The following is a 26,930-nucleotide window of genomic DNA, read 5'->3' as shown; positions in this document are numbered from 1 at the left end:
TCTCCGATCAATCAACTGACAGGTTGCGGGCGGCCTCGCGGCGCTTCACCCACTCGCGCACCGCCAGCATCAATACAAGCCAGACCGCAGCCACCGCCGCCAGGATCACTGAGGTCCAGACCCCGTCGCCGCTGACCGCCGCCATGAACGACCCGCCGAAGAAGGCGACCAGCGCCGTCTTGGGCAGAACCCCCAGCGCGCACCCCGCCAGATAGGCCGGGAACGAGGCGCGCACCGCCCCGAACGCCATGTTCACAACGATGAAGGGCGCCGAGGGCACATTGCGGATGATAAAGCTGGCCGAAAAGGCGTTGCGGCCGACGAACCTGCGGATGCGCTCAACCGTCCCGCCGCCGTATCGCTCCAGCGTGCGGGCGGTCGGGCCGCGCCCCAGCCAATAGGTCACGGCCGCCGAGGCGATGGTGGCGATCCAGCTATAGAGAAATCCGAACCACGGCCCGAACGCCACCACGCAGGCGGCGATCAGCAGGAACTGCGGCACGCCGATGAAGGCCGCCAGAGTGAAGACCACGATCGCAGCGACCAGCCCCCACGGCCCGACGCGATACCCCGCCAGCCAGTGCTCCAGCCGATCCTCGGCCCCCAGCGCCAGCTGCGTCTTGCCCACGGCGAACAGGGCGATGATTCCCGCCAGCAGCAGCAGGGTCACGGCCAGGGCGCGCCACCGTCTGGCCTCCATGTTCAGCAGAAAATCGACGACCCGCCGCATAAATTTCGCCCAAATCGCCTTTTGATCGTCCGGGACGCGCACAAACATTGTGCGGCCCTGCGGGGTTGCGTATCAAGTCGCAGCCTCCCCGGCTCTCTTCACATCCTCCAGACGGGATAGCCATGTCCAGCCTTCAGTCCGCCTCTCTCGCCCGCGTCAAGCCTTCGGCCACCCTGGCCGTGACCGCACAGGCGCGCGAACTGAAACGTCAGGGACGCGACGTCATCGGCCTGGGCGCCGGAGAGCCGGACTTCGACACCCCGGACAACGTCAAGGCGGCGGCCATCGAGGCCATCAATCGCGGCGAGACGAAATACACCGACGCCGACGGCATGCCCGAGCTGAAGGCGGCCATCGTCGCCAAGTTCGCCCGTGAAAACGGCCTGACCTACGAGACCAACCAGATCCACGTCGCCTCGGGCGGCAAGCCGGTGATCTACAACGCCCTGGTCGCCACGCTGAACCCCGGCGACGAAGTCATCGTCCCCGCGCCCTACTGGGTGTCCTATCCCGACATGGTGCTGCTGGCGGGCGGCGAGCCGGTCAGCGTGATCGGCCACGAAGCCGACGGCTTCAAGCTGCGCCCCGAGGCGCTGGACGCCGCCATCACGCCAAAGACCAAGTGGATCATCCTGAACTCGCCGTCGAACCCGACCGGCGCCGCCTATACCCGCGCCGAACTGGAAGCGCTGGCGGCCGTGCTGCGCAAGCATCCGCAGGTCTGGATCCTGACCGACGACATGTATGAGCACCTCGTCTATGGCGACTTCGACTATGTCACCATGGCCCAGGTCGCGCCGGACCTTTATGATCGCACCCTGACCTGCAACGGCGTGTCCAAGGCCTATGCCATGACCGGCTGGCGCATCGGCTATGCGGGCGGCCCCAAGCCGCTGATCGACCTGATGCGCAAGGTCGCCAGCCAGACGACCTCAAACCCCTCCTCCATCAGCCAGTGGGCGGCGGTCGAGGCCCTGAACGGCCCGCAGGACTTCCTGCCCGTTCGCGCCGCCGCCTTTGAAAAGCGTCGCGACCTGGTCGTCTCCATGCTGAACCAGGCCGACGGCATCCGCTGTCCGAAGCCGGAAGGCGCCTTCTATGTCTATCCGTCGATCGAGGGCCTGATCGGCAAGACGGCGCCGTCGGGCGTGGTCATCACCGACGACGAGACCTTCACCAGCGAGCTGCTGAACGCCGAGGGCGTGGCCGTGGTCCAGGGCGCAGCCTTCGGCCTCAGCCCCTATTTCCGCATCAGCTACGCCACCTCTGACGCAGTGCTTGAAGAAGCCTGCACCCGCATCCAGCGCTTCTGCGCCAGCCTGAAATAAGACCTCAGTGAACCGGCGCCGGCGGAATATTCAACGTCGGCGCCGTTTTCAGGATGAAGCCGCTGCACCAGGCGAACGCGCGGTGCGAGTTATCGACAACGCCTCCGGCAATGCGTGACAGGCGGCAGGCGGCGTCCGGCTCTCCATCCACGCCCGGCCCGGCGTAGAGCACCATCGGGCCATCCGGCAGACTTCCCTCACGATACAGCATGATGATCGGCGGCACGGAACGCACAGCCAGTTCGGCGTCGTCCCGCATCATATCCTCGCCCAGCAGAGCGCGCGCCTGACGACCGGGATCGCCCGGCTCCAGACGAAACACTTCAGCCCTCAGGGCGTCACCCGGTTCCGGCGTCAGGGTGAAGCGCGGCGGCTCCTGCGCGGCCATCTGCCCGGCGACAAGAAGCGCCGCCAGCATCAGGTCGCCCGGCTGACGGCGAAGTCAGCCAACGCTTCAAGCGCCGCGCGCCACGGCCCGGCGGGCAGAACCTGCAGGGCCGCCTTGGCTCGGTCAGCGTATTGCGTCGCTGTATCCAGCGTGGCTTCGACAGCGCCGCTGCTGACGATCAACTGCCGCGCCCGCTCGAAGTCCTCGGGCTGGCGGTCGCCCTTGGTGATGACGCGATCCCAGAACAGGTCCTCTGTCCCCTTGGTGCGCTGAACGGCCAGCAGCAGCGGCAGGGTCGCCTTGCCCTCGTTGAAGTCGTCGCCGGCGTTCTTGCCCAGCGTCTCGGTCGCGCCGCCGTAATCCAATGCGTCGTCCGCCAACTGGAAGGCGATGCCCAGACCCATGCCGTAGTCGCGCAGAGCCTTAACCTGCTCATCGGTCGCGCCCGCCCCGACCGCGCCGGACTCGGCGGCGGCGGCGAACAGTTCGGCCGTCTTGGCGCGGATGATCTGCAGATAGGTGTCCAGATCCAGGTTCAGGTCGTGGGCGCGCGTCAGTTGCAGCACCTCGCCCTCGGCGATCACGGCCGAAGCCCGCGCCAGAATGCCCAGAGCGCGCAGGGAATCCGTCTCGACCATCAGTTCGAACGCGCGGGCGAACAGGAAGTCGCCGACCAGCACCGATGAAGCGGCGCCCCAGATCAGATGCGCCGCAACCTTGCCCCGGCGCATTTCCGAACCGTCGACAATGTCGTCGTGCAGCAGGGTGGCGGTGTGGATGAACTCAACCGAGGCGGCCAGTTTCTTGGGGCCTTCGATGGCGCCGGTCTGGCCCACCGCCCGCGCCGCCGCGACGGTCAACAGGGGACGCAGACGCTTGCCACCCGCCGACACCAGATGCTCGGCCAACAAAGGGATCACCGGCACATCGGACTGCATCCGGGCGATGATCAGGGCATCGACCGCAGCCATGTCGTCCTTGGCCAGATGAACCAGGGCGTCCACATCGCCCTTGGGACGGGGAGCGACGGCGAGAGCTGCGTCCACGGAAATCTCTTTCAGCACAGGGGCGAAGGGGGAGATTCGCCCGAAATTCACACGCATCCGCTTGCCCGGACGCGATGCGGCGCACAATGGTGGCGGCGCCATGATGGGTCAAGCCGAGTCATCCCTCACTGTCGCCGCAGATGTGACCGAATCCGCCCTTCTGGGCGGACGCGTCCGCCTGCGCCAACCGACAAAGGGCTATCGCGCAGGCATGGACGCCGCCCTGCTGGCCGCCGCCGTCGAGGCCCGTCCGGGCGAACGACTGGTCGAGGCGGGCTGTGGTGCGGGCGCCGTGCTGATGCAGGTCGCCGCCCGCCGCCCCGGCATGCAACTGATCGGACTGGAGCGCGACGCCGCCGCCGCCGCCCTCGCCCGTCAGAACGCGGCGCTGAACGGCATTGCCGCCGACACGACGATCGTGGACGGCGACGTGGCGCGCGGTTTTCGCGCCCTGGACCTGCCGCCCTGCGACTGGGCCGTCAGCAACCCGCCCTTCTTCGACGACCCCGCTGCCCTGCGCGCGCCCGCCGAAGGCAAACTCGGCGCCTGGATGGCCGACGACGGACTGGCCGCCTGGACCGGTTTCCTGCTGAAGGCCGTGCGCGAAGGCGGCCGCATCGTCATCATCCACCGCGCCGATCGCCTGGCCGACATCCTGAGCCTGCTGTCGCCCAAAGCGGGCTCCTTCGCCATCCGCCCGATCCACCCCTACGCCGACCAACCGGCCAAGCGCGTGCTGGTTCAAGCCATCAAGACCGGCAAGGCGCCCCTGCGCCTGCTGCCGCCGCTGATCCTGCACAACCGCGATGGCTCCAAGCACAGCGCACAGGCCGAAGCGATCCTGCGCGGCGAGGCCGGACTGGGTTTTTAAATCTGAAAAACCAGGCGCGCTCAGGGTGTAAGATCGCCCATCGCGAGACCAAACGCCGAATCTAGCCGATAAACCGCTTCAACAGGGCGGGCGGCTGCCATTTGGAGCGGTTCATCACCACGCCCGCAATGCGGCCGCCCTGGGCGTTGATCTCTTCACGCAGGGCCACCGGGCCGGAAGCATCCGTCGTTTCAGCCGCCACGACCAGAACCGTCATATCCACCAGCGGCGCCAGCGTCAGGATCATATCGCTGCGGTCCGCCGCCGGGGCGTCGATGATGATGGTGTCGGCGTGAGCGCGTAAACGCGTCCAGTAACGCGGATCATTGACCGCCTCCACCCTCTGCCCCGCGCGCAGGACCTCATTATGGAAATGGGTGACGTAGAGACGTCCGCCCAGACAGGCCTTGGCCGTCATCAATTGACCCGGCGCCACAGGCTTGCCGTCGCGCCCGCGCATCGGGGGGGTCACGACATAAAAGGCCGACCCGTCCGGCGACGCCTGCACTGACGGCCCCAGACGGCCAAAACGCTCAGGCTCGGCGCCGACCTGGTTCAACTGCGACTGCTGGCTGAGGTCGCCGTCGACCAGCCACACCGGCCGCCGCCCGCGCACGGCGGCCATGCGCGCGAACTCACGCGCGACGGTCGAGACGCCCTCGCCCGTCTGGGCGGCGGCGAACAGGATCACGCGGCCGCGATGGGCCGGCGCTGGCCCCAGCGCCGCCCACAGTCCCGCCATTTCCGTCGTCAGATCGACCATGCGAATCGTTACGTGCGCCTTGTGTGTCTCAGTCTAGCACGGGCGGGGCTCAGGCGCCCTTGGCCGGCGCCACCACCAGCACCGGCGTCTGCAGCGTGCGGCTGAGGGTGCTGGGCATGGTGAAGCCGCGGCGCAGGAAGACCCGCAGCAGGCCCACGCACAGGGCCGTGAACCCCGCGAACCCCAGCACCGCCACCATCAGGGGTAAGCGCAGGCTCTTACCCTTCGACGGCGGCTGGGCGCGCTCGATGACGGTGACGTTGTCGGCGCCTGCCTTGACCAGTTCATTGTCGGCGCGGCTCTGGGTCTCGCGCTGCTGGAACTCGCGGATCGAGGCGGTCAGCACCTCGCGATTGCCCGCCAGAGTCGAGTTGCGCGATTCCAGTTCGGTCAGGCGCGCCTGACGCGCCCGCAGGTCGCCCAGCTGACGGTCCAGCACGGCGAGACGGGCCGCCAGAGAGTCGCGCTCGGCCTGCGCGTTGATGCGGGTCGTTTCCAGTTCAACCCAGATCTGATTGGGTCCGGTGCGGACTTCCTTGGGCCCCACGGCGGCGCCTGTGCCGACATAGGCTTGCAACTGGGCGATCTTGGAATCGATCTCGCGCACCGGTTGGGCGTCGGGCTGATAGCGGGCCAGCAGGCTCTCACGCTCGGTGCGCAGTTGCAGGACCAGATCCTGCGCCGAGACGTTCAGATCCTGATACAGGGCCACTTCGCGCGGCGTGCGCGCCAGTTGGGCCGTCAGGGTCGCCAGACGCTGAGACGTCTGCTGCAACTGGGCCTGAACGCCCATACGTTCGGTGAAGACGGACTGATATGTGCTAGCAACCGTCGCGCGCGCCGTGGCGAAATCGCCGATGGCGTTGGTGCGCAGAAACTCTTCATAGGCGCGATCCGCGTCGTTCAGTTCCTGTTCGAAGGTCTGGCGCTGGGTGCGGATGGCGGCCGTGGCGCGGTCCTGGAAGACTTCGCGACGATAGGTCAGATACTGGTCGATGACCGTGTTCAGAATGCGCGCGGACTTGGCCGGGTCGCCGCTCTTGTAGGTCAGGCCGACCACGGGGCTGAGCGGGGTGACTTCGACGCCCAGGCCGGACGAAACGGCGCGGATGGCGGCGGCTTCCTGGCGTGCGGGGTTTTCGGTCGAGGGCTTGTCGCCCTGAAAGCTTTCAACGCCCAGAGCGCGCACGACGCGGCGCTTGACCTCAAGGCTGTTCAGGATGGCGGCCTCCGACTGGGCCACCTCGGCGGCGGAAGGCGGCATGGCGCGCTCGCCCATGCCGACGCGCGGCTGATAGACGTATTCCTGGCCCACCCCGACGAACAGGCTGGCGCCCGCCGTATAGGTCTTCTTCATCGTCATGACGACGGCCGCGCCGATGGCCAGGATGACCACGAAGATCACGATCATCAGCAACAGTTCACGAAACAGCAGAGCCACGACGTCGGTGACGCCATAACGGGGACGAGCTGTTGCGAGGGAGGCGCGCATGGAGATCGGAAAACCCGCTCAGTGACAATTGTCTGCAACACTGAGGCCCACGCGTTAACCACGCGTTACCTATAAGCCGTCAGCTTCACCACAGACGAAATTTACCGCCCTGGACCGTCCCCGATCATGGATACAGACCGCCGCATCATCCTTATGGCGCTCGCCGCCGGCCTGACCGGATGCGCCAGCGGCGCTCCGGCAGGCGGCGCACGCCCGCGCCCGACCGTGGTCGACGACTTCCCGCCGGGCCTGTCCTTCGCCCCGTGGACCGAGGTCGAGCCGGAATACCGCCTCTATCCCGGCGACGAGATTGAAGTCGCCCTGCCCACTGCATCGGAACTGACGCGACAGATGAAGATCGGGCCGGACGGTCGCGTCTCCCTGCCGCTGCTGGGCCATGTCACGGCGGCCGATCGCAGCCTGTCGCAGCTGGAAGCCGATATTTCCACGGCTTACGCCCCTCACCTGCTGCGGCCCGAGGTCGAGGTGACGCTGCGTCTGGCCGGACCGCTGAAGATCTGGGTCGACGGCGAGGTGCGCAATCCGGGCGTGTTCGACATGCCGGGCGAGATCGACGCCTATCAAGCGGTCATCATGGCAGGCGGCGCCCTGCCCACATCGCGGTCTTCGCGCGCCGCCCTGATTCGTCGCGGACCGGGCGACATGCGCATGATGAAGGTCATCGACCTGAAGGCGCCGCGCGCCGAGATCCAGTCGCTGAGGCGCGGCGACATCATCTTCGTACCGCGCTCGACGCTGGGCGAACTGGCCGCCTTCTTCACCCAGGTGCGGGCCGCCCTGCCGATCGGCTTCTCCTACGCCATCAACGGCGGTTACGCCTCGACCTGAGACTGTCGACGGATCACTCGGCGCGCCTGCGGGCGCCCCACTGATCAGCCGTCAGTTGCCATAGTTCGGCAGGCCAAGGGCGGCGAACCAGAACTCAGCCGTCGCGGCGCAAGCCTCCGCCATCAGGCCCTGCCCTTGCCATTCCGGCGTCAACCAGAAGCCCCGGTTATCATCGGAGTTCGTCATCAGACTGATGACGCCGATCAGCAAATCCGGTTCAGACTTCGGCCGCAAGGACCAGTGCCATTCATGGCCCGCTGTCATGGCGGGTAAGGCGACGTCCCGCAGAAAGCGTAACGCGCCATCTTCAGGATAGGGCCAGGGAATCCGCCGCCGACATCAGCCGGACGACCTCCCACCGCGAGAACTGTTGCTGAATCGCTGGAGCATCCGACACGGACAGCGGACGCAACAGCAGTCGGTCTGTTTGCAGTTCGGGCGTAGAGATCGGATCACTGTTCATCGGCCGTGCCTGCCTGGGAAGGATCGATGTCCTGCCCCTGAGCCTCCACCTGATACAGGAAGCTTAACCCGTGGTCGGGGCGAGAGGATTCGAACCTCCGACCCTCTGGTCCCAAACCAGATGCGCTACCAGGCTGCGCCACACCCCGAACCGACGGAGCGCTCTCATGACACGGCCTAGCCGGCTTCGCAACGGATGAAGCGGCCTATTCCGCTTTAGGGGTGGAAGAAGGCGTGTTTGACCTGGTCGCCAGGGCGGGCGCCGATCTCATCCGCACGGCCTGCACGCAATTCCAGCACGCCGTTGGCGGCGCCGTTCGAGGGAATCGGCGCTTCGGAATAGGGCGTGGCGTGACGGGCGATCGAGACGATGCGGCCCTGAGGGTCGATATAGAGGATGTCCAGCGAACTGGGCGTGTTGCGCATCCAGAAGCTCTGCTCGGTCGCAGCCGGGAACTGGAACAGCATCCCCCGGTCGTCCGGCAGCGGCGGCCGGAACATCAGGCCGCGCTGGCGGCTTGCATCATCGTCCGCGATCTCGACCATGAAGCTGTGCTCGCCTGAGGCCGTGATGACGCTCAACGGCTCAAGCGGGCGGCCCGCAGCGTCCAGCGGCGCCTTCTGGACGCAGGCCGCCATCACCGCCAGAGTCGGAAGCATAAGGGCCAGAAGCGTGCGACGGGTGCGTTTCATGTCATCGTCCTTGCGGCGGACGATGGCGTTCGTCCGGTTTACTGATCGCCCAGCCGGATGTCGGCGACAACCAGGCCCTTGGGTCCCTGTGCGAACCGCACCTGAACCGCCGAGCCCGGCAGCAGATCTTCCAGGCCGCAGCGACGCAGCGTCTCGACGTGGACGAAGATATCGCCAGCTTCGCCATCGCGCACTACGAAACCGTAGCCCTTGGTCCGATTGAACCATTTGACCATGGCGTCTTCCAGCGGGCCGTCGGACAGGCCCTCGAGCCGGGCGTGGGCGGAACTGCGGACCGGCTCCTTGCGCGGAGGCGGCGCGCTGGCTTCCAGGTCGACGATGTTGACCACCTGCCATCCCTTGGAGCGCTTGGCGCATTCGCAGACGATGGACGCGCCCTCGCCCGCCATTTCATGCCCGGCGCTGCGCAGACTGGTGACGTGCAGCAGCACGTCGCGCTCTTCCGTCAGAGACGGCTGGTCAGGAACGATGAAGCCATACCCCTTGCCGCCGTCAAACCACTTGACCTTGCCGACAACCTTTACGGTTTCAATCGGCTCCATCACGTCACAACTCGTCACCTTGAACCCCCGCCCGCTACAATGCAGGTCAGCTAAACTAACACGGTTCGCCTAAAAACGGATATCAGTTTGCCCTCTTTACGCCACATTGTCGACAAGCAAAAGTTGCATGCGGAACGATACGCATAAAAGACGTGCAGATTTCAGGGGGAAGAGCATTCGCTCCGCGTGGCAGTCCCTAGGGGAGTCGAACCCCTCTTTTCAGGTTGAAAACCTGACGTCCTAACCGATAGACGAAGGGACCGCGGCGCGGAGGAGCGGCCTGATAGCCGTCCCTTTTCGGCGATGCAATAGGACTTCGCACGCTTTTTCAAAAAAACGACAAACCCGCCGCCGGACGCCGGTTCGGGCGCACGAAACAGGGCCATAGACGCGCAAGATTGCAGCGAAAAACAGCTTTGATTGTCAGGGGAGAGAAAACTCCGCGTGGCAGTCCCTAGGGGAATCGAACCCCTCTTTCCAGGTTGAAAACCTGGCGTCCTAACCGATAGACGAAGGGACCGCTGCGCGGAGGACCGTGTAGATAGCCGCCGATTCCGCTTATGGCAAGCGCCGTGACGCGGATTTATGCGACTTTTTCAAAGACCTGCGTCGTTTCACGGCCAAGGCTGATGCGGCTTACGCCATACGCGGATCGGCCACGTCCTCGATCTCGAACTGGACGCCGCGACGGCCGTTCCAGTCGTCGGCTTTCAGGCGCCCGACAAGGTTCAGCCCCCCCTGCCCCGCCAGCAGCGCCTTGCCCGTCGGCAGGTCGGCGCAGCGCCAGGCGATGGCCCGCACCGAGGCGCCGTCGGGGCCGACCAGTCGGCACCGCACATGACCGCCGTTCATGGCGACCGGCTCGCGCGCCTGCACGCCCTCCAGCGCGAACAGAGGCTCCGGGTTGGCGGGGCCGTAAGGGGCCAGTTGCTCGAACGCCTCGAACAGGTCGCGGGTGGCGGCGCGCGGGTCGATCAGGGCGTCGATCTCGACCCAGTCCTGAGCCACGGCTTCGACCCGCTCGGACGACAGGCGGTCGTTGAGGAAGGCGCGCAGTTCGTCGATACAGTCGGCCGCCACCGTCAACCCCGCCGCCATGGCATGGCCGCCGCCCGCGATCAGCAGGCCTTCGTTCCAGGCCGCCTGAACCGCCCGGCCCAGATTCATGCCAGGCTGCGAGCGCCCCGACCCCTTGCCCACGCCATTGATGGCGTCGACGCCGATGACGATGACCGGCTTTCGCCAGCGTTCGCGCAGGCGCCCGGCGACGATGCCGACCACGCCGGGGTGCCAGTCTTCGCCGCTGACGACCACGAGGGCGCTGTCGTCGGCGTGCGCGCCGGTCGCCTCGACGCGGCGGACGGCCTGTTCCGTGACCTCGGCCTCGACTTCGCGCCGGGCGAGGTTCAGGGCGTCCAGTTCCTGCGCCAGCATCCGCGCTTCATCGGGATCATCTGTAGACAGCAGCCGCGCGCCCAGATCGGACTTGCCGATACGACCGCCCGCATTGATGCGCGGACCGAGGATGAAGCCCGCGTGATTGCTCTTGGCCGGTCCCAGCTCGGCGCCCGCCGCGGCCAACAGGGCGCGCAACCCCGGATTGCGCCAGTGCGACATGACCCCCAGCCCCAGACTGGTCAGGGCGCGGTTGAATCCGGTCAGGCCCGTCACGTCGCAGATGGCGCCCATGGCGGCCAGGTCCAGCCACTGACGGATGTCCGGCTCGGTCTTTCCCTCGAACAGACCGCGCCCGCGCGCCTCGCGGTTCAGGGCGGCCAGCAGGACGAAGACGACGCCCGCCGCCGCCAGATTGCCCTGCCCCGAGCCGCAGCCCGGCCGGTTCGGATTGACCACGGCAAGGCAGGCGGGCGGCTCTTCGCGCATCATGTGATGGTCGATGACCACGACCTTCAGCCCGATGGCCGCCGCATGGGCCACCGCCTCATTGGCCGCCGCGCCGCAGTCGACGGTGATGACCAGATCGGCGCCGCGCGCCTTCAGCGTGTCGAACGCTCGCGCGCTGGGGCCGTACCCCTCGGTCAGGCGATCGGGGACGTAGATGGGCAGGTCGGCGCCCAGCGTACGGAACCAGCGCACCAGCAGAGCCGCGCTGGACGCCCCGTCGACATCATAGTCGGCAAAGACGTGGATGCTGGCCTGCGCCTGCAACGCGTCGATGATGGCGGCGGCGGCGGCGTCCATGTCCATGAAGCTGGACGGATTGGGAAACAGCGCCTTCAGCGTCGGCTTCAGGAAATCAGCGCCCTGATCCGCCGCCACGCCGCGCGCCGACAGGGCGCGCGCCATCAGTTCATTAAGACCCAGCGCCTGCATATGGGCGCGCGTCGTCGCCGTCTCGGCCGGTCGCTGCCGCCACGCCCGGCCGGACAGGGAGCGGCTGACGCCCAGAAACGCCGTCGCACCATGATCGTCCGCCATCAGACAGCCCGCCCGGCGAAAGAAGCGACGATAGTGTCAGAACGGGCCATACGGACCTTTGCAGCAGATGCGGGCGACGGCCCTGCGGCCGAAGCGTTCAGGATCGCGGGATTCGAGGCGGGATGCGATCTTCGCGCGCCTGTCCTCTAAAGGAAGGCTGCGCCCATTGCGGTCGCGCCCACAAGAACACCGATTGTCAGAAGCGGGGGCGGTCGATCGGCGGCGGCGCCTTGGCGCGACGGCGCAGAGCCTCGGCATAGGCTTCGATCTCTTCGGGCGTCTTCAGGTCGTGCGGCGACATCTGGCCGGCGTCCACACGGCGCAGGGTCTGGTTCACGAAGGCCGAAGGATCAGTGTTGAGCGTCCAGTCGATACGCGCCGTCTCGGCCGTCAGGGCGGCGTTGCGGTTCTGAAGCCGTCCGACATCCGCTGCGACCTGCGCTGGAGCAGGCAATGGCTCCGCGCCATGCGGGAAATCGACCCAGCGCGGGTACTGGCGATTCTCATCGACCAGTTGCTGGATGCGGGGCGCCAGCGGCGAGGTAGGGTCGGTTTTCGGGTCGAAAGCCCCGACGCAGCCGCCCAAAAGCAGGCTCGCCCCCAAGGCCGTGGCCAGGGTCGCCGTCCATCCCGTCTTTTTCAGCACAAGCGCGTTCATTTCGATCCCTGACATATGCCATCATCGCGTCGGGAGGAAGGCGCGCAAATGGGCGCGTCCCCATTCGGAGGTTCGCCATGGCCAAGCGCCCGACCAAGGCTTCATCCCCCAATGCACCTGACGGCGCGCCCGAAAAGGCCGCCCCACGCAAGGCCGGGCGCCCGACCTCGGCCAAACCGCGCGTGAAGAAAACCGTCGCACCGGCTGAACAGCCGCAACCGGCGCCGACCGCCCAGCCCGCAGCCGAGGCGGAAGCGCCCCCCTCCTCCACGCCCGACTTCATGGCCTTCAGCGCCGAACAGCGTCAGCAGCTTGAGACGCTGTCGCTGAATCTGGCCAAGGCGGCGATGATGGCCCAGACGGCGGTGGCCGAGGCGGCCCTGTCGCAGGCCGACCGCCCCGCCGCCCTGTCGCCCGATCCGTTCAATGTGGCCCCGGCCATGTCCTCGGTCATGACCAGCCTGGCCGCCCGGCCCGAAAAGCTGTTCCAGGCCCAGGCCGACCTGTTCGGCCGCTATATGGAGTTGTGGTCGACCACCACCCGCCGGGCGATGGGCGAGACGGTCGACAGCCCCGCCCCGTCCGACAAGCGGTTCCGCGACCCCGCCTGGTCCGAAAATCCCATGTTCGACATGATGCGCCAGTCCTATCTGGCCACCTCGGACTGGATGAACAATCTGGTCTCCAGCGTCGAGGACGTGGACCCGCGCGTGAAGCGCCGGGCCGAGTTCTTCACCCGCCTGCTGACCGACGCCTTCTCGCCCGCCAACTTCCTGGCGTCGAACCCGGCCGCGTTGAAGGCTCTGGCCGAGACCAGCGGCGAGTCTCTGGTCCGCGGGATGCAGAATTTCGCCGCCGATCTGGAGCGCGGCGCCGGGTCGCTGAAGATCAGTCAGGCCGACTATGGCCGCTTTGTTCTGGGCGAGAACGTCGCCACGGCGCCCGGTCAGGTGGTCTGGCGCGACGAACTGTTCGAACTGATCCAGTACGACGCCGCGACCGATCAGCAGCACGCCATTCCGCTGCTGATCTTCCCGCCGTGGATCAACAAATTCTACATCATGGACCTGCAACCGGCGAACTCCCTGATCCGCTGGCTGAGCGCGCAGGGCTTCACCATCTTCGTCTGCTCATGGGTCAACCCGGACCGCGACAAGGCGGAGTTCGGCCTCGACGACTATATGAAGAAGGGCGTCTATCGCGCCGTCGAGAAGACGCTGGAGCAGAGCGGCCAGAAGAACCTCAACGCCGTCGGCTACTGCATCGGCGGCACCATGCTGGGCGCCACTCTGGCGCACATGGCCAGCAAGGGCGACGACCGCGTCGCCTCAGCCACCTTCTTCGCCGCCCAGCACGACTTCGCCGAGGCGGGCGACCTGCTGCTGTTCACCGACGAGCACTGGCTGGCCGAGATCGAGCGGCTGATGGACGAGGCAGGCGGCGTCCTGCCCGGCGCGACCATGGCCGACACCTTCAACGCCCTGAGGGCCAATGACCTGATCTGGTCCTTCTTCGTGTCCAACTATCTGATGGGCAAGGCGCCGCCCGCCTTCGACCTGTTGGCGTGGAACGCCGATCAGACGCGGATGCCCAAGCGGCTGCACCTGCAATACTTGCGCCTGATGTATGGCCAGAACGCGCTATCGAAGGGCGAACTGGAGATCGACGGCGAACGCATCGACCTGTCGAAGGTCCGCATCCCGCTCTATTTTCAGGCCAGCCGCGAGGACCACATCGCGCCGATGAACTCGGTCTATCGCTCGGCGCGGCTGTTCGGCGGGCCGGTGACCTATACGCTGGCCGGATCGGGCCACATCGCCGGGGTCATCAACCCGCCCTCGGCCGAGAAGTATCAGCACTGGGTCAACGCCGCCCTTCCCGAAACGCTTGAGGAATGGCAAGCGGAAGCGGAACAGCACCCCGGCAGTTGGTGGCCGCACTGGGCCGACTGGCTGCACGCCCGGTCCGGCGCGCAGATTCCGGCGCGCGACCCAAATACCGGGCCGTTGAAGCCCATCGAACCGGCGCCCGGCGCCTATGTGAAAGTGAAGTCTTGAAGCGTACCGAGCCCAACCTGCTGCTGGCCGTCGCCACGGCCATTCCGCTGATCCTGCTGATCGCCACGGCGACCCTGTTCGGCGAGCCTGGTCAGTTGCTGAAGTATGTCGTGGTCGCGATAATCGTGCCGGTCGCCTTCGTGCCCATGAAGAACGCCGTCATGCGCGCAAAAATGGGCTGGAACCGTCCGCCGATGATCCACCCCCAGGCCGCCTCGACCGCCGTCTGGGCCAGCCTGTTTCCGGCGCTGATCATTCTGGCGGCAGGCGTGCCGCTGGTCTTCCCCGGCCACGACTACGGCCTGCTGATCATCATCGCCGCCATCTTCTTCGCCCTGACGGTGGAGTCGGCCATCAAGGCTGCGCGGGAGCGCTGAAGCCTCTGCTCCTTTCGTCATTCCCGGGCTTGTCCCGGGGATCCATCGACGCCACGCCAGATGTCAAAGGCGCGGCGCGAACGCATGAAGGCCTGAGTCTATGGATCCCCGGGACAAGCCCGGGGATTACGTAGGGGTAAAAGCCGAGCCTCAGCTGAGGCCGGTCGCCTCGTCCAGACCCAGCATGATGTTGAGGTTCTGGACCGCTGCGCCGGAGGCGCCCTTGCCCAGATTGTCCAGCAGGGCGACCAGACGCGCCTGCTCTCCGCCGCGATCGCCGAAGACATGCAGGCGCATACGGTTGGTGCCGTTCAGGCCCTCGGGCTCGATTCCGGTCATGGCTTCGGTCTGGTCGATCTCGGCGACCTCGACGAAATGCTGGCCCTCATACGCCTCGACCAGGGCGCCGTGCAGCCGCTCGACCGAGGGCGTTTCCGGCAGGGCCGACAGGTGCAGCGGGACCTCGACCAGCATCCCCTGACGATAATTCCCCACGGCAGGCGAGAACAGCACCGGGCGCGACAGCCCGGCGTGCTTCGTCATCTCCGGCACGTGCTTGTGCTTCAGCGTCAGGCCATAGGCGCGGAACGCCGTCGCGGCGCCCTCAGCTTCAAACTCCGCGATCATGGCCTTGCCGCCGCCGGAATAACCGGACACCGCATTGATCGTGACGGGCCAGTCGGCCGGGACCAGCCCCGCCTTCACCAGCGGCCGCATCAGGCCGATGAAGCCCGTCGGATAGCAGCCGGGGTTGGACACCCGCGTCGAGGCGGCTATGGCCGCGCGCTGATCAGCATCCATCTCGGCGAAACCATAGGTCCAGCCATCCGCCACGCGGTATGCGGTCGAGGCGTCGATGACCCGCACCGCCGGATTCTCGATCATCGACACGGCCTCGCGCGCCGCGTCGTCGGGCAGGCACAGGATGACCGCATCGGCGCTGTTCAGCGCCTCGCGCCGCGCCTCGACATCGCGTCGGCGGTCGCCCAGCAGCATCAGTTCCAGATCGCCACGCGCCTCCAGACGCTCGCGGATCTCCAGCCCCGTGGTTCCGGCCTCGCCGTCGATGAAGATGGTGTGGGTCATCTCATGCTCCCCGAATGCCCATTCCTTTGTGGAAGAAGGGCAAAAGAAAAAAGGCGCCTCGGGTTTCCCCGAAGCGCCCTTGTATTCCCAGTCGCGGGTTCGCGACTTAGCGCTTCGAGAACTGGAAGGACTTGCGCGCCTTGGCGCGGCCGTACTTCTTACGCTCGACGACGCGGCTGTCGCGGGTCAGGAAGCCGTGCGGCTTCAGAACCTTGCGCAGTTCCGGCTCGTAGTGGGTCAGGGCGTGCGACAGGCCGTGGCGGATGGCGCCGGCCTGGCCCGACAGGCCCGAGCCCTCGACGGTGCAGATCACGTCGTACTGGGTGGCGCGGTCCGAAACGTTCAGCGGCTGGGCGACCATCATCTGCAGCACGGGACGGGCGAAATACGCAGCCACGTCCTTGCCGTTGACGGTGATCTTGCCGGTGCCGCGCTTAACCCACACGCGGGCGATGGCGTTCTTGCGCTTGCCGGTCGAGTACGAACGGCCCAGGGCGTCGATCTTCGGCTCGCGGACGATTTCCTCGGCAGCAGCAGTGCCCACGCCCTTCAGGGCGTCAAAGCCGGCGGCGGTGTCTTGAGTCACGTCGGTCATGCTCAGGCGCTCCGGGTGTTCTTGGACGACATCGACTTGAAGTCGATGGTCGTGGGCTGTTGGGCTTCGTGTTCGTGGGCCGCGCCGGCGAACAGGCGCAGGTGGGTCATCTGCTTGCGAGCCAGCGGCGACTCCTTGGGCAGCATGCGCTCAACGGCCTTCTCGAGCACGCGCTCGGGGAAACGACCGCCCAGAACCTTCTCCGGTGTGGTTTCCTTGATGCCGCCGGGGTGGCCGGTGTGACGATAGTAGACCTTGTCGGTGTTCTTCTTGCCGGTGAACACCACCTTGTCGACGTTGGTGACGACGACGTAGTCGCCGCAGTCAACGTGCGGGGTGTAGGTCGGCAGGTGCTTGCCGCGCAGGCGGTTGGCGATGAAGGTCGCGAGGCGGCCCACGACGACGCCTTCGGCGTCGATGTGGATCCACTTCTTCTCGACCTCGGCCGGCTTCAGCGAAGCCGTGGTGCTCTTCAGCATGATGAGGGTCCTGGAAGACGAAAATGCGGCCCGAACCAGATGGATCGGGCGGAGGCCGGGGTGATAGAGGGTCACGTGCCGAAGGTCAATGTCGGTTGCTACGGAGATTTTGGCACAAGTAAATGATTTTATTCAATATTTTAAATACGGTATTAAAATACCCAACACAGAGCCACGCACCACGCCTCTCCCTCCCCGTCCCGGGGAGGGTGGTCGCAGCGAAGCGAAGACCGGGTGGGGAGGACTCGGTGATACAGAACGCGCGCTTGAACAGCCTTGCCGCCCCCACCCGGCTTCGCCTTTCAGGTTCAGCCACCCTCCCCGGGACGGGGAGGGAGAAAGCGGGCGCGACGTTTTAGTTCTTCAGCAGCCGGTCGCGCGCGGCGTTGACGCGCGCAGCCAAACCCTCGGTTCCACCCTGATCGGGGTGGGCGCGGGCCATCAGGCGGCGCCAGGCGGCGTGGATCGTCTGGGCGTCCGCATCGGCGGCGACGCCGAGGATGGACCGCGCCTCGGCCTTACTCATGGGCTCAATGGGTTGGGCCGCCCTGCCCGCTACGGGCCGGATCCGCGACTGCACGGCCAGCCAGACACCCGCCGACGCCATGCCCCCCGCAATCAGCCAAGCGCCACGCGCGGCGGCGAACACCGCTCCGGCCAGCAGGGCGGCGCTCAATATGGTGGCCGAGATGCGCCAGTGGCCGCGCCGGGCGCGCTCGGTCTGGCGGCCCAGACGCACCATGGCCCACAGGGCCACGGCGGCCAGACCCAGCCAGATCAGGCCCATGAAACGATCAAGCCGCCGCGTCCATCGCGGCGATGGCGTCGTCCAGACCCAGAGCCTGCATCAGATTACGCATCTCCTGACGCGCAGCGACGTGAGCCAGGGACACCGACACCGGGCGGATGTCGTTCGACAGGTCCGCCACGGTCAGGCCGAAGGGGAAGAGTTCGCGATAGATGACCCGGTCGCGCAGGCCCGGCCCGACGCGGAATCCGACCCGCTTGGCCAGCTTGGCCATGCGCGAGGCCAGACGGCGGCGGTTGCGCGCCTCGGCCACGGCCAGACGGTTGGTGACGACGATCCAGTCGATCGTCACCTGACGACCCTCAGTGATGGCGCGGTGCTTGCGCGCCTCCCAGACGCTTTCGGAATAGATGGACGGCTTGACCAGATCCAGCGTAACCGGGTCCACTTCGCCCAACAGATCGAAGTCGACGAAGCTGTCGTTCATCGGCGTGACGATCTGATCGGCGCGGCCGTGCGCGGCGCGCGACAGGGCCGTGTCCCCGCCCGGGGTGTCGATGACGATGACGTCGGCGACGCCATTCGCCTCGGCATAGGCGGCCTCGAAACGGGCCAACTGCTCCGTCTCATCAGCCTTGTGCAGGGCCTTGCCGTCGCCCATGTCCGGCACGATCGGGTGCGGCAGATCATGGCCGTTGGCCTTGGTCCAGGCGACGCGGTTGGCGAAGAACCGCTCCATCGAGCGCTGGCGCAGGTCCAGATCGATGATGGCGACCTTGCGTCCGGCGTGCAGAAGGCCGGTGACGATGTGAATGGCCAGGGTGGACTTGCCCGCCCCGCCCTTTTCATTGCCGATGACGATGACCTGAGGCTGCGCCATGTGAAATCCCACTGTGATCAGCAGGCGCGACTCATCTTCGTCCGCCGCCCGCCCATGCCGCGCAAGATCAGGCCGCGAAGGCCAATCGTCAACGAAACCTTAAGCGCAGCCTGTGGACGATCAGACAGGCGCGCCGCCCGATCGCGCGCACCACGGGTCGGACGCCGCCAGATCACGGCACAGGGCCTGCACCTGTTCGGCGGAGGCGGCGACCTTCAGACGAACCAGACGGCGCCCCGCGACCTCGACCGCCTCATAGGCGGGCTGAAGCCCCGACAGCACGGCTGCGCCCGCTCCCTGATTCAGGCGCGACCATGCCGCGCGGGCGCTGTCCTCGCTGGAAAAGGCGCCCAGCTGGACATGACGTAAAGTTGCCGACCGAACGGGCGCGCGCGCGGGCGGCGGCGCCTCCGGATCGGGATGGGGCGCAGGGGCGGCGGCCAGCGTGACACGCGCCCTGCCCCCGTCGCGGACATCCCACAGCTCATGCGGGGTCAGCAGTTCGACCTTCAGCGGAGAAGCCTTCCGATCCGCCCGTTGCGGCGCGGCGGCGGGCGCAGCGGCTTCGTCTCCGGACGAAACAGGGATGGAGGCCACCGATTGCGCCATCGCTTCAAAACGGTGCGGGTCGCTCTCGTTCACGCCACAGCCCGCAAGCGTCAGTGCAGCCGCCGAAAGGGCGGCGACGATGCTAAGTCTGTGCAGGACGGGACGGGCCATGCAGCCACCCTCGCCCGCCCTGCTTTGAGACGAAGTTAACGGCGTGATCTCAGCCGATGGCGCCAACGCAGCCTTCGACGTCGCCCGGCGCCACATCGGCGTCGGTCAGGGCCAGGCTCCAGCCGTGATGGGTGTTCAGGCCCCAACGGCGTGCGCCCGAGCCGTCGCCCGCGTCTCCGCCCGCCGTCACCACGACGCGGCGGCCGGTCGGCAGGGCGGGCGGATCGATCTTGCCCACGGCCAGAGACGTCGGCGTCTCACCGCCGTAACCGTCGAACACGCTGAGCATCGACCATTCACGACGCAGACCGATCCACCAGGGATCGTCGCCGCTGATGGACAGGACGGCCACGCCCTTGCCCTCGGCCGCATGGGCAAGCGCCGCCTGCGGATCGAGAACCAGTTTGATGTCGGCGGCGGCGCCGAAGCGCAGACGGGCGCCGTCCACAGCCTTGGACGGGTCGATCGGGGCCCAGACCTGAACCTGCAGGCGGCCTTGACGGGCCAGACCCCAGCCGACGATCTCGCGCCACAGATGCTCGACCGCCTCGCGGTTCTGGGGGTCGCACTGTTTCAGGATGCGGGCCTGCACGGCCTGTTCGCGGTCAGGGCGCAGCTTGGTGTGCGGGCCGGACGGGGCATCCTTGGCCTTGCCGACCTGGGCGGCGACGGACAGGCGGCGCTCGAACAGTTCGAGGATCTGATCGTCGATATTGTCGATTTCGGCGCGCAGGGCGGCCAGCGCCTTCTGTTCGGCGCTCAGTTCAGCGGATTCGGCGGGCCAGACTTGCTGGATGGCGGATTGCGACATGGGAGATGGCTTTCGGCATGAATTTTTTCGATAGGAAGCCGCGTCCGCCGATAAAGATCAGGCAGGGACGCGCAGGAAGGCCGCTTGGGGAGAAGCGGTCGCCAGTGAGACTGTCAGGGGTTGGTTAGAAACCCGACGCCTCAGCCGGCGTATCGAAAGCCGTAATAGCCGTAGCCAAAATAAAAGCCGGCCACCGCGCGCGTGGTGGTTTCAACGGTCATTTGTGCGCGCAGCGAGGACATGTATCCGGTCCGGTTTCTGGATCAGGGTTGATCCGACCGGACCTTAAAGCCGCAAAATTTGTGCGCGGTCAAGCCCGGGGCGCGACGAAGAGGACAAAGCGTGTGCGATTGTCGCTGAAATCCTGCAGATCGTTGCGCAGAACCGACAGTCCATAGACCTCGGCCGCGCGGGCGGGCGCGACGGCGGCGCGGGTCACATCGCCCGCAGCCGCCACGGCCGCCGCCGCGCCGCCGGTGTCGAATACTTCCTGAGCGACAATGCCCATTTCATTCAGGGCGATGGAGCATTGCTGAAGCGCGACCGGATGGCTTTCGGCCGTCTTCACATCCGAAAGACGCGCGCCCGGGACGCCCAGCAGGGCCAGACGGATCGGCCGCCACGCCTCGGTGACCGCGACCAGACCCGCCTGCCGCACCAGCGTCGAGGACGGCTCGACCACGCCCACGGTCGAGTTCTCGACCGGGATCAGGGCGCACTGGCAGTCGCCGCTCAACAGGGCGTCGATGGCGCCCTGAAACGTCTCATGGCCCACCGGCTCGTCCCACGGGCGCAGGTCGAGGCAGGCCTCATGGCTGAAGGCGCCCGGCGCGCCCTGAAAGGCGACGCGGCCGGGCGCGAGGTCGTCTGACGTCATGCAGCCTCGGACCGGGCCTGCCGCCCGGCCTTGAGGCGTTCGGCGACCAGGAAGGCCATCTCCAAAGCCTGATCCGCGTTCAGACGCGGGTCGCAGTGGGTGTGGTAACGGCTGGACAGGTCGTCCTCGGTCACCGCCTGGGCGCCGCCGATGCATTCGGTGACGTTCTGGCCGGTCATCTCCAGATGGACGCCGCCGGGGTGGACGCCCTCGGCCTCGGCCACATCGATGAAGGTGCGGACCTCGGTCATCACGCGGTCGAACGGACGGGTCTTGTAGCCGTTGCCGGCCTTCAGCGTATTGCCGTGCATCGGGTCGATCGACCAGATGACGCGCTTGCCTGCCGCCTTCACCGCCCGCATCAGACCCGGCAGGCGGTCGCCCACCTTGTCATGACCAAAGCGGCCGATCAGCGTCAGGCGGCCCGGGATGTTGTTCGGGTTCAGGGCGTCGATCAGCGGCAGCAGGTCGTCCGCCGTCATGGTCGGCCCGCACTTGACCCCGATGGGGTTGGAGATGCCGCGCATGAACTCGATGTGGGCGCCGTCCAGCTGACGCGTGCGCTCGCCGATCCACAGCATGTGGGCCGAGGTGTCGAACCATTCGCCGGTAGAACCGTCCAGGCGCGTCAAGGCGCTCTCGACGTTCAGCAGCAGGGCCTCGTGGCTGGTGAAGACCTCGACGCGCGACAGGTCGGGGTGCGTTTCGGGCGTGACGCCGACCGCCTCCATGAAGGCCAGGGCCTCGGTGATCTTGTCGGCCAGCTCGCGGTAGGCCGCGCCCGCGCCGTCGTCGGCAAAGCCCAGCGTCCAGCGGTGGATGTTGTACAGGTCGGCATAGCCGCCGCCCGCGAAGGCGCGCAGCAGGTTCAGCGTCGAGGCCGACTGGTTATAGGCGCGGATCAGGCGCTGCGGATCAGGCATCCGCTCTTCCGGCGTGAAACCCATGCCGTTGATGATGTCGCCGCGATAGGACGGCAGCTCGACCCCGCCGATCTCCTCGACCGGCGACGAACGCGGCTTGGCGAACTGACCGGCGATGCGGCCGACCTTCACCACCGGCTTGCGGCCGGCGAAGGTCAGGACCACCGCCATCTGCAGGATCAGGCGGAAGGTGTCGCGGATGTTGTCGGTCGAGAACTCCTTGAAGCTCTCGGCGCAGTCGCCGCCCTGCAGCAGGAAGGCGTTGCCCGCCTCGACCTGAGCCAGATGGTCGGTCAGACGGCGCGCCTCGCCCGCAAAGACGAGGGGCGGCATCGCCCGCAGTTCGTCTTCGACGCGCGTCAGTTCGGCGGCGTCCGGATAGTCCGTCGGCATATGCAGGACGGGCTTGTTTCTCCAGGATTCGGGGGTCCAGCGCTTGGTCATGCCGCCAAGATAGGCTTTTCCCCCGCCCGGAACAATGAAGCTTGCGCGAAATCAGCCCTTAAACGGTTTCCATGCCTCAGCCGACGGCAAAGCTGCGAACAACGCCTCAATCTGAGCGTCGGAAACGCCCGACAGATCGGCGGGCGACCAGAGCGGCGCATTGTCCTTGTCGATGATGACGGCGCGGACGCCTTCCTGGAAGTCGTGGGTCTGAACCACGCGCCCGCCCAGCGCATATTCCATCGCCATGTTGTCGGCGAAGTCGGTCAGGGTGGCGCCCGTGCGGATCTGGCGCAGGCTGACCTTCAGCGACTGCGGCGACTTGGTCTTCAGGATGTCGAGTTGCTTCTGCGCCCAGTCCGAACCGTCAGCCTGAAGCGCGGCGACGATTTCCTCGACCGTGTCGAAGGCGAACAGGCGGTCGATGGCCTCGCGGTGCGGGGCCAACGGCGACGGCCCGGCGTCACCGGCGAGCCGATCAGCAACCACCTTCGGGTCGGCAGGCGCGGCCAGAAGTTCGGCCTTCAGGCCCTCGACAGCCTCGGATGCAATGAAGTGGGTGTGAATGCCCAGCGCCACCGTATCCGCCGCCTTCAGCCGCGCGCCGGTCAGCGCCAGCCACACGCCCGTCTGGCCCGGCAGGCGCGGCAGGAACCAGCCGCCGCCCACATCGGGGAACAGGCCGATGCCCGTCTCGGGCATGGCGTAGGTGGTGCGCTCGGTGGCGATGCGGACACCCGCAGGCTCGCTGATGCCCACGCCGCCGCCCATGACGATGCCGTCCACCACCGCCGTGATCGGCTTGGGATAGACGAACATCAGATGGTTCAGCTGATACTCGGTTCGGAAGAAGGCCTTGGCCTCCGAGGCGTCCCCTGCCCCGCTTTCGGCGATCATGCGGATGTCGCCCCCGGCGCAGAAGCCGCGCTCGCCCGCGTGGTCGATCAGCACCGACTGAACCGCATCGTCCGCGCGCCAGGCTAGCAGCGCCTCGATCATCGCCTCGCACATGGGTCGGTTCAGGGCGTGGATCGCCTTGGGCCGGTTCAGGGTGATGCGGCCGACACCATTTTCGATGCGGGTGATGACTTCAGATTCAGTGCTCATATCTTGGGTCTAGTGCCGGGGCGGTCGTGGGTAAAGCCGCAGAACCGCCTTGCATTCGCGGCGATGCAGCGTTGCTATGTCGCCCGTACTGCTCACGAAGGACATGCCCCATGCTCATCGCCGCGATGACAGCCGTCCTGACCCTGATCGCCGCGCCCGCCGATGAAAGAAGCGCGCAGTGGGTGACGCACGACGTATCGGGCGAAGGGCCGGTGGCCAGCTTCCTGAACTGGAACTTCACCTCGGTCATCACACGTGCGCACTGTGCGGGCGGACGGGTTGCGTTCCAGTATTTCTATGATTTTCCGGGATCGCCCGGCCCCGGCGAGCACGTCCTGGCCGTGACGATCGACAATACAGACTATGCGCTGACGCCCTCGGTCGATGAGATGGACAGGCACGTCTACACCCTGTCGCCCGAAGGTCAGGCCGCCCTGAAACAGGCCCGCAACGTCGACCTCCACGCCCCGAACGAGGCGGACGAGCCCTGGTATCTGGGCCGGTCCGCCGCGCTGGTGAATCTGGCGAGGCGCTGCGGCTGACGCCTAGAACCATCTGGGTTCACATGCGATCGCGTGTGAACCGATTTCGCTCTAGCGCGCCAGCTCGCGCGCCACGATCACACGCATGATCTCATTGGTGCCTTCCAGGATGCGATGAACGCGCAGGTCGCGCACGATCCGTTCCAGCGGGTAGTCCTTCAGATAGCCGTAGCCGCCGTGCAGCTGCAGCGCCTGATCGGCGATCTGGAAGCAGGCGTCGGTGGTCAGGCGCTTGGCCATGGCGCACCATTTGGTCTTTTCCGGATGGCCGGTGTCGATGGCCCAGGCGCCGCGCAGCACCATCAGGCGGGCGGCCTCAAGGTCCGTGGCCATGTCCGCCAGTTCGAACTGGGTGTTCTGGAACTGGCCGATGGCCTGACCGAACTGCTTGCGGCTGGCGACGTAGTCCTGCGCCGTTTCCAGCGCCAGACGCGCCCCGCCCAGCGAGCAGGCGGCGATGTTCAGGCGCCCGCCGTCCAGACCGGCCATGGCGTATTTGAAGCCCGCGCCTTCCTCGCCCACCAGATTGGCGACCGGCACGCGGCAATCGTCGAAGCTAACCACGGCGGTCGGCTGGGCGTTCCAGCCCATCTTCTTCTCATTGGCGCCGAACGACAGGCCCGGCGTACCCGCCTCGACCACGATGGTCGAGATGCCCTTCGGCCCCTCGCCGCCGGTGCGGACCATGACGACATAGACGTCCGACGTTCCGGCGCCCGAGATGAAGGCCTTGGCGCCGTTCAGCACATAGTGGTCGCCATCGCGCACCGCCGTCGTCCGCAGCGCCGCCGCGTCCGAGCCCGAGCCCGGCTCGGTCAGGCAGTAGCTGGCGATCTTCTCCATCCCGACCAGCGACGGCACGAAACGCGCCCGCAGCTCGTCCGAGCCGAAGCTGTCGATCATCCACGTCGCCATGTTGTGGATCGAGATGAAGGCCGCCGTCGCCACGTCGCCGCGCGACAGCTCTTCAAAGATCAGCGCCGCCTCGACCCGGCCCAGCCCCATGCCGCCGTGCTCCTCGCCCGTATAGATGCCGGCGAAGCCCATCTCGGCGGCGGCCTTCAGCACGTCGACCGGGAAGTGCTTGTCCTCGTCCCAGCGGGCCGAATGCGGGGCCAGTTCGGCCTCGGCGAAGGCGCGGGCCGCGTCCTGAATGGCGCGTTGATCGTCGGTGAGGGCGAAGTCCATGAAAGCTCCCGCATTACAGCCTGCCCTCTGACGGGGCGTTCGGGGCGCTTCTAACGGCTGGCGGCGCGCGCGTCACCCCGTCCCGGCTGAGGGATAGCCACGGGTGGACAGTTCGCCTTTTGCCTCTCTGCGCGCTTTGTTTTAAGCCGCGCGCATGACCATGCCCTTCCAGCCCGCCGCCTTCCCCTACGCCCGCCCGCGTCGCCTGCGTTCGCAGCCCTGGGTGCGCCGTCTGGTCGCCGAGACGACCCTGACGCCCGCCGATCTGATCTGGCCGCTGATCGTCCATGACGGCGACGAGGATCGCCAGCCGGTCGCCTCCATGCCGGGCGTCTTCCGCCTGTCGCCGAAGGAAGCCGCCAAGGCCGCCGTCGAGGCGCGCGATCTGGGCATTCCGATGGTGGCCCTGTTCCCGAACGTGAACGACGGGCTGAAGGACAATGTCGCCACCGCCGCCACCGACCCGGACGGCCTGATCCCCGACTGCATCCGCGCCATCAAGGACGCCGCGCCCGAGATCGGCGTCATGACCGATGTGGCGCTGGACTGCTACACCGACCACGGCCACGACGGCGTTCTGGAAGACGGCCGCATCGTCAACGATCCGACGCTGGAGCGGCTGGCCGAGCAGGCCTTCATCCACGCCCACGCGGGCGCCGACGCCGTGGCGCCGTCCGACATGATGGACGGCCGCGTCCAGGCCATCCGGGAGGCGCTGGAAGCCAACGGCCTGAGCGATACGCTGATCATCAGCTATGCGGCCAAATACGCCTCGGCCTTCTATGGCCCCTATCGCGACGCGGTCGGCTCGTCCAAGTCGCTGACCGGCGACAAAAAGACCTATCAGATGGACTTCGCCAACGCCGAGGAGGCCCTGCGCGAGGTGGCGATGGACCTGTCGGAAGGCGCCGACGCCCTGATCGTCAAGCCGGGCCTGCCCTATCTGGATATCGTCCGGCTGGTGTCGCAGACGTTCAAGGTTCCGACCTTCGCCTATCAGGTGTCCGGCGAGTACGCGATGATGCAGGCCGCCTTCGCCAATGGCTGGCTGGACCCTGACCGTGCGATTCTGGAAAGCCTGCACGCATTCAAGCGCGCGGGGGCGTCCGGGGTCATCAGCTATTTCGCGCCGCAAGCCGCGCGGATGATGGGATAAAGCCCTTCTCCCCTTGCGGGAGAAGGTGGGCCCAAAGGGCTCGGATGAGGGGTGTCGGCGGGCGGTATGAAGTGGGAAACGCGAGCGCGCGTCTTCGCACCCCTCATCCGTCCGGCTTCGCCGTCCACCTTCTCCCTCAAGGGGAGAAGGATCAGGCGGTCGGATCGGCCGCCTTGCCGTATTTCCCGCGGAAATAGGTCAAAGCATCGCCCGGCCGGGTGTCGAACGCCTCGACCCGGCCGACGATGACCAGATGGTCGCCCATGACGATGCGGTCATGCGTCTGACAGGTCAGGCGCGTCACCGCATTCAGCAGGCGCGGCGGCTCGGGATCGTCCACGGCGAACTCGTCATCCGACAGGCGGCACACGCCCCAGGCGAAGCGGTCGGACATGGCCTTGTCCTCGACCGGCAGCATGTGGACAGCGAAGCGCTCGGCCCCGGCGAAGGCGTCGTGGCGGTCGGACTTGATGTCCATGCACCACAGCACCAGCGGCGGATCCAGTGAGACCGAGGTGAAGCTGTTCACCGTGATCCCCAGAGGACCGTCGATCGTATGGGCCGTCACCACGCAGACCCCGGTCGCGAACCCGCCCAGCGCCCGGCGATAGGCGCGGGCGTCGAAATCGGCGGCGGGGACGGCGGACGCATCAGACAT

The 26,930-nt window shown here is 66.9% G+C and carries 29 protein-coding genes and 3 tRNA genes; 7 read left to right on the top strand and 25 right to left on the bottom strand.

Translation table 11 applies throughout. The annotated features are described in order from the left end of the window. Positions 1 to 7: 7 nt before the first annotated feature. Positions 8 to 730 (bottom strand): TVP38/TMEM64 family protein, encoded by a 723-nt coding sequence (locus ACORJG_RS05175; protein ID WP_427792150.1) that lies wholly within the window; start codon positions 728 to 730, stop codon positions 8 to 10. A 122-nt stretch (positions 731 to 852) separates the two neighbouring features. On the opposite strand from ACORJG_RS05175, the gene ACORJG_RS05170 reads away from it, so the two are divergent. Next, positions 853 to 2,058 (top strand): pyridoxal phosphate-dependent aminotransferase, encoded by a 1,206-nt coding sequence (locus tag ACORJG_RS05170; protein ID WP_427792149.1) that lies wholly within the window; start codon positions 853 to 855, stop codon positions 2,056 to 2,058. 4 nt (positions 2,059 to 2,062) lie between these two features. Here the strand turns inward: ACORJG_RS05170 and ACORJG_RS05165 are convergent, their stop codons facing one another. Further along, on the bottom strand, positions 2,063 to 2,476 hold the full coding sequence (locus ACORJG_RS05165) for a hypothetical protein (RefSeq protein ID WP_427792147.1): 414 nt from the start codon (positions 2,474 to 2,476) through the stop codon (positions 2,063 to 2,065). After that, entirely contained in the window at positions 2,476 to 3,450 is a 975-nt protein-coding gene (locus ACORJG_RS05160; protein WP_427792970.1) for a polyprenyl synthetase family protein, read from the bottom strand. Before ACORJG_RS05160 ends, ACORJG_RS05165 begins: the two co-directional genes overlap by 1 nt. Positions 3,451 to 3,592: 142 nt before the next feature. On the opposite strand from ACORJG_RS05160, the gene ACORJG_RS05155 reads away from it, so the two are divergent. Then, the gene (locus ACORJG_RS05155; protein WP_427792145.1) at positions 3,593 to 4,363 is read left to right on the top strand and encodes a tRNA1(Val) (adenine(37)-N6)-methyltransferase; all 771 of its coding nucleotides are present in this window, start codon (positions 3,593 to 3,595) and stop codon (positions 4,361 to 4,363) included. Between the two features lie 61 nt (positions 4,364 to 4,424). Here ACORJG_RS05155 and ACORJG_RS05150 read toward each other — a convergent pair whose 3' ends face one another. Together ACORJG_RS05150 and ACORJG_RS05145 are read right to left on the bottom strand one after the other, a co-directional pair. Continuing rightward, positions 4,425 to 5,126 carry a hfsB gene (locus ACORJG_RS05150; RefSeq protein ID WP_427792143.1) on the bottom strand — a complete coding sequence of 234 codons (702 nt, stop codon included), beginning with the start codon at positions 5,124 to 5,126 and terminating at the stop codon, positions 4,425 to 4,427. Positions 5,127 to 5,175: 49 nt separating this feature from the next. After that, on the bottom strand, positions 5,176 to 6,567 hold the full coding sequence (locus ACORJG_RS05145) for a GumC family protein (RefSeq protein WP_427792142.1): 1,392 nt from the start codon (positions 6,565 to 6,567) through the stop codon (positions 5,176 to 5,178). Between the two features lie 177 nt (positions 6,568 to 6,744). Here ACORJG_RS05145 and ACORJG_RS05140 point away from each other — a divergent pair, with 177 nt between their 5' ends. Next, positions 6,745 to 7,467 (top strand): polysaccharide biosynthesis/export family protein, encoded by a 723-nt coding sequence (locus ACORJG_RS05140; RefSeq protein ID WP_427792140.1) that lies wholly within the window; start codon positions 6,745 to 6,747, stop codon positions 7,465 to 7,467. A 51-nt stretch (positions 7,468 to 7,518) separates the two neighbouring features. Here ACORJG_RS05140 and ACORJG_RS05135 read toward each other — a convergent pair whose 3' ends face one another. From ACORJG_RS05135 to ACORJG_RS05100, 8 genes are all read right to left on the bottom strand, one after another. After that, on the bottom strand, positions 7,519 to 7,794 hold the full coding sequence (locus ACORJG_RS05135) for a GNAT family N-acetyltransferase (RefSeq protein ID WP_427792969.1): 276 nt from the start codon (positions 7,792 to 7,794) through the stop codon (positions 7,519 to 7,521). Positions 7,795 to 8,001: 207 nt separating this feature from the next. Next, positions 8,002 to 8,078 (bottom strand) — tRNA-Pro (locus tag ACORJG_RS05130). A gap of 67 nt (positions 8,079 to 8,145) precedes the next feature. Further along, complete coding sequence (locus tag ACORJG_RS05125; protein ID WP_427792138.1) at positions 8,146 to 8,622, bottom strand: DUF192 domain-containing protein; 477 nt, start codon at positions 8,620 to 8,622, stop codon at positions 8,146 to 8,148. Positions 8,623 to 8,660: 38 nt separating this feature from the next. After that, complete coding sequence (locus ACORJG_RS05120) at positions 8,661 to 9,185, bottom strand: cold-shock protein (RefSeq protein ID WP_427792968.1); 525 nt, start codon at positions 9,183 to 9,185, stop codon at positions 8,661 to 8,663. 187 nt (positions 9,186 to 9,372) lie between these two features. Next, positions 9,373 to 9,447, bottom strand: a tRNA-Glu gene (locus ACORJG_RS05115). 183 nt (positions 9,448 to 9,630) lie between these two features. After that, positions 9,631 to 9,705, bottom strand: a tRNA-Glu gene (locus ACORJG_RS05110). 116 nt (positions 9,706 to 9,821) lie between these two features. After that, positions 9,822 to 11,624, bottom strand: a complete 1,803-nt coding sequence (gene recJ, locus ACORJG_RS05105; protein ID WP_427792136.1) for a single-stranded-DNA-specific exonuclease RecJ — start codon at positions 11,622 to 11,624, stop codon at positions 9,822 to 9,824. A gap of 196 nt (positions 11,625 to 11,820) precedes the next feature. Then, complete coding sequence (locus ACORJG_RS05100) at positions 11,821 to 12,282, bottom strand: hypothetical protein (protein ID WP_427792134.1); 462 nt, start codon at positions 12,280 to 12,282, stop codon at positions 11,821 to 11,823. 77 nt (positions 12,283 to 12,359) lie between these two features. Between ACORJG_RS05100 and phaC the strand changes: the two genes are divergently transcribed. Beyond that, positions 12,360 to 14,339: a class I poly(R)-hydroxyalkanoic acid synthase gene (phaC, locus tag ACORJG_RS05095; RefSeq protein WP_427792133.1), complete on the top strand. Its 1,980-nt coding sequence runs from the start codon at positions 12,360 to 12,362 to the stop codon at positions 14,337 to 14,339. Further along, positions 14,336 to 14,716 (top strand): hypothetical protein, encoded by a 381-nt coding sequence (locus ACORJG_RS05090; protein WP_427792131.1) that lies wholly within the window; start codon positions 14,336 to 14,338, stop codon positions 14,714 to 14,716. Before phaC ends, ACORJG_RS05090 begins: the two co-directional genes overlap by 4 nt. A gap of 150 nt (positions 14,717 to 14,866) precedes the next feature. Here ACORJG_RS05090 and argC read toward each other — a convergent pair whose 3' ends face one another. From argC to ACORJG_RS05040, 10 genes are all read right to left on the bottom strand, one after another. Beyond that, on the bottom strand, positions 14,867 to 15,802 hold the full coding sequence (argC, locus tag ACORJG_RS05085) for an N-acetyl-gamma-glutamyl-phosphate reductase (protein ID WP_427792129.1): 936 nt from the start codon (positions 15,800 to 15,802) through the stop codon (positions 14,867 to 14,869). Between the two features lie 106 nt (positions 15,803 to 15,908). After that, positions 15,909 to 16,397, bottom strand: a complete 489-nt coding sequence (rpsI, locus tag ACORJG_RS05080; RefSeq protein WP_427792127.1) for a 30S ribosomal protein S9 — start codon at positions 16,395 to 16,397, stop codon at positions 15,909 to 15,911. 2 nt (positions 16,398 to 16,399) lie between these two features. Continuing rightward, entirely contained in the window at positions 16,400 to 16,873 is a 474-nt protein-coding gene (gene rplM / locus ACORJG_RS05075; RefSeq protein WP_181409293.1) for a 50S ribosomal protein L13, read from the bottom strand. A 358-nt stretch (positions 16,874 to 17,231) separates the two neighbouring features. After that, positions 17,232 to 17,663 carry a molecular chaperone DnaJ gene (locus ACORJG_RS05070; protein WP_427792126.1) on the bottom strand — a complete coding sequence of 144 codons (432 nt, stop codon included), beginning with the start codon at positions 17,661 to 17,663 and terminating at the stop codon, positions 17,232 to 17,234. A gap of 7 nt (positions 17,664 to 17,670) precedes the next feature. Beyond that, on the bottom strand, positions 17,671 to 18,504 hold the full coding sequence (locus tag ACORJG_RS05065; RefSeq protein WP_427792124.1) for a division plane positioning ATPase MipZ: 834 nt from the start codon (positions 18,502 to 18,504) through the stop codon (positions 17,671 to 17,673). A gap of 120 nt (positions 18,505 to 18,624) precedes the next feature. Further along, the gene (locus ACORJG_RS05060; protein ID WP_427792122.1) at positions 18,625 to 19,224 is read right to left on the bottom strand and encodes an SPOR domain-containing protein; all 600 of its coding nucleotides are present in this window, start codon (positions 19,222 to 19,224) and stop codon (positions 18,625 to 18,627) included. Between the two features lie 49 nt (positions 19,225 to 19,273). Next, complete coding sequence (locus ACORJG_RS05055; RefSeq protein ID WP_427792120.1) at positions 19,274 to 20,035, bottom strand: chorismate mutase; 762 nt, start codon at positions 20,033 to 20,035, stop codon at positions 19,274 to 19,276. Positions 20,036 to 20,345: 310 nt separating this feature from the next. Continuing rightward, on the bottom strand, positions 20,346 to 20,912 hold the full coding sequence (locus ACORJG_RS05050) for a prephenate dehydratase domain-containing protein (RefSeq protein ID WP_427792119.1): 567 nt from the start codon (positions 20,910 to 20,912) through the stop codon (positions 20,346 to 20,348). Further along, positions 20,909 to 22,279: a class II 3-deoxy-7-phosphoheptulonate synthase gene (locus tag ACORJG_RS05045; RefSeq protein ID WP_427792117.1), complete on the bottom strand. Its 1,371-nt coding sequence runs from the start codon at positions 22,277 to 22,279 to the stop codon at positions 20,909 to 20,911. Before ACORJG_RS05045 ends, ACORJG_RS05050 begins: the two co-directional genes overlap by 4 nt. A gap of 51 nt (positions 22,280 to 22,330) precedes the next feature. Further along, positions 22,331 to 23,386 (bottom strand): enoyl-CoA hydratase/isomerase family protein, encoded by a 1,056-nt coding sequence (locus ACORJG_RS05040; protein ID WP_427792115.1) that lies wholly within the window; start codon positions 23,384 to 23,386, stop codon positions 22,331 to 22,333. Between the two features lie 110 nt (positions 23,387 to 23,496). On the opposite strand from ACORJG_RS05040, the gene ACORJG_RS05035 reads away from it, so the two are divergent. Beyond that, positions 23,497 to 23,928, top strand: coding sequence for a hypothetical protein (locus ACORJG_RS05035; protein ID WP_427792113.1), 432 nt, complete (start codon positions 23,497 to 23,499; stop codon positions 23,926 to 23,928). A gap of 51 nt (positions 23,929 to 23,979) precedes the next feature. On the opposite strand, the gene ACORJG_RS05030 is transcribed toward ACORJG_RS05035, so the two are convergent. Continuing rightward, positions 23,980 to 25,116 carry an isobutyryl-CoA dehydrogenase gene (locus ACORJG_RS05030; protein ID WP_427792111.1) on the bottom strand — a complete coding sequence of 379 codons (1,137 nt, stop codon included), beginning with the start codon at positions 25,114 to 25,116 and terminating at the stop codon, positions 23,980 to 23,982. Positions 25,117 to 25,270: 154 nt separating this feature from the next. On the opposite strand from ACORJG_RS05030, the gene hemB reads away from it, so the two are divergent. Next, entirely contained in the window at positions 25,271 to 26,272 is a 1,002-nt protein-coding gene (gene hemB, locus ACORJG_RS05025) for a porphobilinogen synthase (RefSeq protein WP_313427115.1), read from the top strand. Between the two features lie 151 nt (positions 26,273 to 26,423). Here hemB and ACORJG_RS05020 read toward each other — a convergent pair whose 3' ends face one another. Continuing rightward, positions 26,424 to 26,930 (bottom strand): flavin reductase family protein, encoded by a 507-nt coding sequence (locus ACORJG_RS05020; protein WP_427792110.1) that lies wholly within the window; start codon positions 26,928 to 26,930, stop codon positions 26,424 to 26,426.

Origin of the sequence: Brevundimonas diminuta, from assembly GCF_050310045.1 — a bacterium.
In the GTDB taxonomy this organism is placed as follows: domain Bacteria; phylum Pseudomonadota; class Alphaproteobacteria; order Caulobacterales; family Caulobacteraceae; genus Brevundimonas; species Brevundimonas diminuta_F.
The sequence above is the reverse complement of the archived record's forward strand: the minus strand, read 5'-3'. Positions and strand labels throughout refer to the sequence as shown.